Below are 5,241 nucleotides of genomic sequence, written 5' to 3'. Positions count from 1 at the left end.
TTCTCTAAGCTATATCCTTGTTTTCTAAGTTCATAGATCTGAACTTTATCATCATAAGTTAATTTCATAATAAAAACACCCCAAAAGTTAGATTTTTTCTGTCTAACTTTTGGGGTGCAGTTCATTCTGCTAGGAGTATGTTTTATTATAAGCGAAAACTTAAATCTTTTTCTCAATACTGAAAAGTGGAGAAAGTGGGCGTTTTTCATGGATACGCACGATAGCATCTCCCAATAGATGAGCGATTGAAATTTGCTCAATCTTGTCAATCAAACGCTCTTCTGGCAGATAGATAGTATCCAAAACAACCAATTTCTTGATAGCTGATTTTTGAATATTGTCCATAGCAGGACCAGAAAGAACTGGGTGCGTACAGCTTGCATAGACTTCAACAGCACCAGCTTCCGCAAGGGCATCTGCCGCGTGGCAAATGGTTCCAGCTGTATCAATCATATCATCAATCAAGATACAAGTCTTGCCTTCTACCTTACCGATGATGTTCATGACTTCACTGGTATTCATCTTATCAACGCTACGACGTTTGTCAATGATAGCAATAGATGTTTTCAAAAATTCTGCCAACTTACGGGCACGAGTCACCCCTCCATGGTCTGGGCTGACAACCACATAGTCAGAACCAACCATACCACGACGCTCAAAATAATCCGCAATCAGAGGAGCTCCCATCAAGTGATCCACAGGAATATCAAAGAATCCTTGAATCTGCGCAGCATGCAAGTCGATTGTCAATAAACGATCTACCCCAGCTACTTCAAGCATATTTGCGACAAGTTTTGAAGTGATTGGCTCACGCGCTCTCGCCTTTCTATCCTGACGTGCATACCCATAGTAAGGCATGACAACATTGACAGATTCTGCACTCGCACGCTTCAAAGCATCCACCATAATCAAAATTTCAAGCAGATTGTCATTTACAGGCGAGCTAGTTGATTGTAGGATAAAGACGTGTTTCCCACGGATTGATTCTTCGATGTTGACCTGAATCTCTCCATCTGAAAATTGGCGAACACTTGATTTCCCCAACTCTATCCCAATCTCCTGCGCCACACGTTCTGCCAATTCTTTATTAGAAGAAAGGGCAAACAGCTTTAAATCAGAAAAAGACATGATTTCCTCCGGTATATATGTATCGCTTGTGCTTTTCACAAGATTTTTCCATTTACCATTGTAGCGCTTTTTGCACTATTTTTCAATCAAAAATAAAAGAAGGGCACCATATTTGTACCCTTGCATCATTCTTTTGAAAAATATTCTAGTTCATCAACTCATTGTGCTTCTCAACAAAGCGATAAGTCTGATAAAAACCGTAAAGAGTAATAGCCGTAACCATTGGAATCGCTAAAGGCAACTCTGTATCCAATTCCACAAAAGGAGAGTTAAACAGGAAGTGAGTTCCCAAAGCTAAACCTAGGAAAAGAAGCCCCTGTTTCTTGCCAACCTTCTGTCCTTTATAGGCTCTGTAAAGCAAGTAAACACCTACTACCGCCAAACCTGAAAAAGTCCAGTGAGAAGCAATTCCTGAGATGATACGCTCTAAAATTCTCGAAATAGTAAAGTCAAATCCCTCTGGCAAATCCGTACGAATGTAGCCAATATCCTCAATCATTTGGAATCCCAAACCAGAAGCAATGCCTAGTAAAAACAAAGATTTTAATTTTCGCACAGGAATCAAAGCTAAAACAAAGACAAGTGGCAACAATTTCAACGGCTCTTCTACCAAAGGAGCCACAATAGCACTTTCAAAGGCATTTAAAAATGCACTATCTGGGAAAAGAACCCCCATTAAATCATGGATATAGGTATTAGCAAAGCTAGACAACCAGCCTGAAAGGAACATCCCACCCAATAAAGACAAGATCAAGGCCTTCTTTGGCAATTCCCATTTTTCCCCAATACGGAAAAGGAAATAAAGAGCCGGAATCATGTAAAAGAGAGCTAGAAAGATAGAAACTCCCATGAGTCCATATTCCGCACCTGACATAGAACCATCCGTATAGTAGATGGTTTCATACTGCAAACCAATACATAGTAATAAAATAAAAATAAATAAAATACTGTTTTTCTTCATACACTTTCTTTCTAAAGAAAGTATTTACAATTCTACGACTGTCATACTTCCTGTATCTACATCGTAAATGGCACCAGAGATAATGACATCGTCCGGTATTAGGGGAGATTCGATAAGCAGTTGCATATCCTCGCGCACACTCTCCTCTATATCTTGGAAGGGTAAAAAGTCCTGGTCTGACACATCGACACCTAGTTCCTCTTTTAAATACTCCTGAAAAGGACCATTTTCAAAAGTCTGAGCACCACAGTCTGTATGGTGCAGCACCACAATCTCTCTTGTTCCCATCTGTTGCTGGGAAATCACCAGCGAACGAATCATGTCCTCAGTCACTCGACCACCTGCATTCCGCAAGATATGAGCATCCCCAAGTGCCAAGCCCAGAGCTTGCGCAACGTGCAAACGTGAGTCCATACAGGTCACAATGGCTACTCTGGTTTTGGGTTTAAGTGGCAGATTTAACTGCCCATGTAGAGCAACATAAGCCTGATTGGCTTGCATAAACTGTTCAAAATACGACACGATTCCCTCCTTGAAAATTTGATAGTCAAATATTTCTCCTATCTTATCATTTTTAAGAGGATTTGTCACGGATTATGCAAATACCTTTTTCAAAACTTCCTGAATCGTTGTCACTCCAATAACCTGAATTTCCTTAGGCGGAGTGATTCCTGTCAAGGAATTCTTTGGTACATAGATTTTTGTAAAACCAAGTTTAGCAGCTTCATTGATACGCTGCTCGATACGATTCACGCGCCGAATTTCTCCCGTCAAGCCCAGTTCACCCACAAAACATTCCTGAGGATTAGTTGGCTTGTCTTTATAGCTCGAAGCAATAGCAACTGCAACGGCCAAGTCAATGGCAGGTTCATCCAATTTGACGCCACCAGCAGATTTGAGATAGGCATCTTGATTTTGCAAGAGAAGTCCTGCCCGCTTTTCCAAAACAGCCATAATCAAGCTAGCACGATTAAAATCAAGTCCTGTCGTCGTACGCTTGGCATTTCCAAACATGGTCGGTGTTACCAAAGCCTGAACCTCCGCCAAAATAGGACGCGTCCCTTCCATGGTCACAACGATTGATGAACCAGTTGCCCCATCCAAACGCTCCTCTAGGAAAACTTGACTCGGATTGAGTACCTCAACCAGACCACCCGACTGCATCTCAAAAATCCCAATCTCATTAGTGGAGCCAAAACGGTTTTTGACCGCTCTCAAAATACGAAAGGTATGGTGGCGCTCTCCTTCAAAGTAAAGCACTGTATCCACCATATGCTCCAACATACGTGGCCCAGCTAAGGTTCCTTCCTTGGTCACATGGCCTACGATAAAGATAGCAATGTTATTAGTCTTGGCCAGTTGCATGAGTTCAGCTGTCACTTCACGCACCTGAGAAACAGACCCCTGCACCCCTGAAATCTCAGGAGACATTATGGTCTGGATAGAGTCAATAATGAGGAAATCTGGCTGGATGCGCTCCACCTCTGCTCGAACACTCTGCATATTGGTCTCTGCATAGAGATAAAACTCGCTATCGATATCTCCCAAGCGATCTGCTCGTAACTTAATCTGCTGAGCAGACTCCTCCCCACTGACATAGAGAACAGTCCCCACTTGAGACAACTGGGTTGAAACTTGTAGGAGAAGAGTTGATTTCCCAATCCCAGGATCCCCACCGATGAGGACGAGACTTCCTGGTACCACTCCGCCTCCAAGCACACGGTTGAATTCCTCCATCTCCGTCTTGGTTCGATTGACATTGATGGAAGTCACCTCAGCCAGTTTCACGGGCTTGGTTTTCTCCCCTGTCAATGACACACGCGCATTTTTGACCTCGGCAACCTCAACCTCTTCTACAAAAGAAGACCAAGACCCACAGTTGGGGCATCGTCCCAGATATTTAGGGGAATTATACCCACAATTTTGACATACAAATGTCGCTTTTTTCTTTGCGATGATAAACCTCTTTCTAAATCTCTAACTCACACTCAATCACTTGACAAAAATCAATCTTCTCATTTGGCACAAACTGGCGCATGAGCATTCCGTGAGTTACAATGATAATAATTTTATAATTTTTATATTTTTCCAAAGCTCTTAAAAAACGATGACGCATCTCTAGATCAGTTTCATAGCGATAAGGAGAATCTTCAGATAAACCTCCTTGATGTTTTAGATAATATTCATGAGCTACCAATACACTAGTTAAATCAGAGTTAGTGCCATCTAAGTCTGGACGCCACTCATGAAAAAACGGCTCCACAAATAAATCCAATCCTGTTTCAACTGCTATATAATGGGCTGTTTCTAAAGCCCTCGTCACAGACGATGAAATAATAATCTCTGCCTTTCCAAAACATGCAGTTTTAGCAACTTCTTTTGCCAGACTGCGACCTTTTCCTGTCAATGGTGCTAAATCACGACCAAAACCACTATAGAGTTGCGGATTTTCAAGTTTATCAAGCATACTATAATCTGGCTCCCCGTGACGTACAAAGATAATCTTCATTCTAGTGCCCAGTCGATCCAAATCCACCAGTCCGCACGCCGTCAGCTGCATCTCCATCTGCAATTAAGAAAGGAGCAAAGACAGCTTGGACAACACGTTCTCCAACTTCAAGAACAACCTCTTGGTCTGTGATATTCTTCATCTGAGCAAAAATATGCCCTTCATTCCCAGGATTTCCATAATAATCCCCATCAATGACCCCAACCGAGTTAATTAAAACTAAGCCCTTCTTACGAGGGTTTGAAGAACGATCATAGAGGTAGAGAACCTCAGTCGGTTGCATATAAGCCTTAACCCCTGTCGGAACCAATACAATCTCTCCTGGCGCAATAACTGTACGCACAGCAACCTTTAAGTCGTAACCAGCCGCATGCGCTGTCTCACGCTTGGGCAATAAATTTTCATCTGTAAAACTAGAAACCAATTCAAAACCACGAATTTTCATCATCTTCTCTTTTCTATTATCATTTATTCTAGATTATTCTATCTTATTTATTCGGAAAAAGCACGAAAAAAAGGCTCTATAATATTTGTAGTGGGTAAATCCCCTATGGATATTATGGAGCCTATTTTGTTGTAGAAAAAAAGTCCCATAAGATCTATAATGAAAAGCGACAAAACAACTCATTAGAAAGATTCATAT

At 41.6% G+C, this 5,241-nt stretch carries 6 protein-coding genes and 1 pseudogene; all 7 read right to left on the bottom strand.

Features of this window, described 5'->3' with window-relative positions; translation table 11 throughout:
- Positions 1-68 (bottom strand): annotated as a pseudogene (locus GEZ85_RS10640) (transposase); the annotation flags it as partial.
- 91 nt (positions 69-159) lie between these two features.
- The gene (locus GEZ85_RS09725; RefSeq protein WP_000010158.1) at positions 160-1,128 is read right to left on the bottom strand and encodes a ribose-phosphate diphosphokinase; all 969 of its coding nucleotides are present in this window, start codon (positions 1,126-1,128) and stop codon (positions 160-162) included.
- A gap of 145 nt (positions 1,129-1,273) precedes the next feature.
- On the bottom strand, positions 1,274-2,089 hold the full coding sequence (locus GEZ85_RS09720) for a PrsW family intramembrane metalloprotease (RefSeq protein WP_153210164.1): 816 nt from the start codon (positions 2,087-2,089) through the stop codon (positions 1,274-1,276).
- A 24-nt stretch (positions 2,090-2,113) separates the two neighbouring features.
- Positions 2,114-2,611, bottom strand: a complete 498-nt coding sequence (locus tag GEZ85_RS09715) for a beta-class carbonic anhydrase (RefSeq protein WP_004237611.1) — start codon at positions 2,609-2,611, stop codon at positions 2,114-2,116.
- 72 nt (positions 2,612-2,683) lie between these two features.
- Positions 2,684-4,045, bottom strand: coding sequence for a DNA repair protein RadA (gene radA / locus GEZ85_RS09710; RefSeq protein WP_409349489.1), 1,362 nt, complete (start codon positions 4,043-4,045; stop codon positions 2,684-2,686).
- A 13-nt stretch (positions 4,046-4,058) separates the two neighbouring features.
- Positions 4,059-4,598, bottom strand: coding sequence for a histidine phosphatase family protein (locus tag GEZ85_RS09705; RefSeq protein WP_153210165.1), 540 nt, complete (start codon positions 4,596-4,598; stop codon positions 4,059-4,061).
- A 1-nt stretch (position 4,599) separates the two neighbouring features.
- Entirely contained in the window at positions 4,600-5,043 is a 444-nt protein-coding gene (locus GEZ85_RS09700; RefSeq protein ID WP_000701987.1) for a dUTP diphosphatase, read from the bottom strand.
- Between the last annotated feature and the right edge of the window lie 198 nt (positions 5,044-5,241).

The organism is Streptococcus mitis, from assembly GCF_009496205.1.
Taxonomy (GTDB): Bacteria; Bacillota; Bacilli; order Lactobacillales; family Streptococcaceae; genus Streptococcus; species Streptococcus mitis_BN.
Note: the sequence above shows the minus strand (reverse complement) of the source record. Positions and strands in the feature narration are given on the sequence as shown.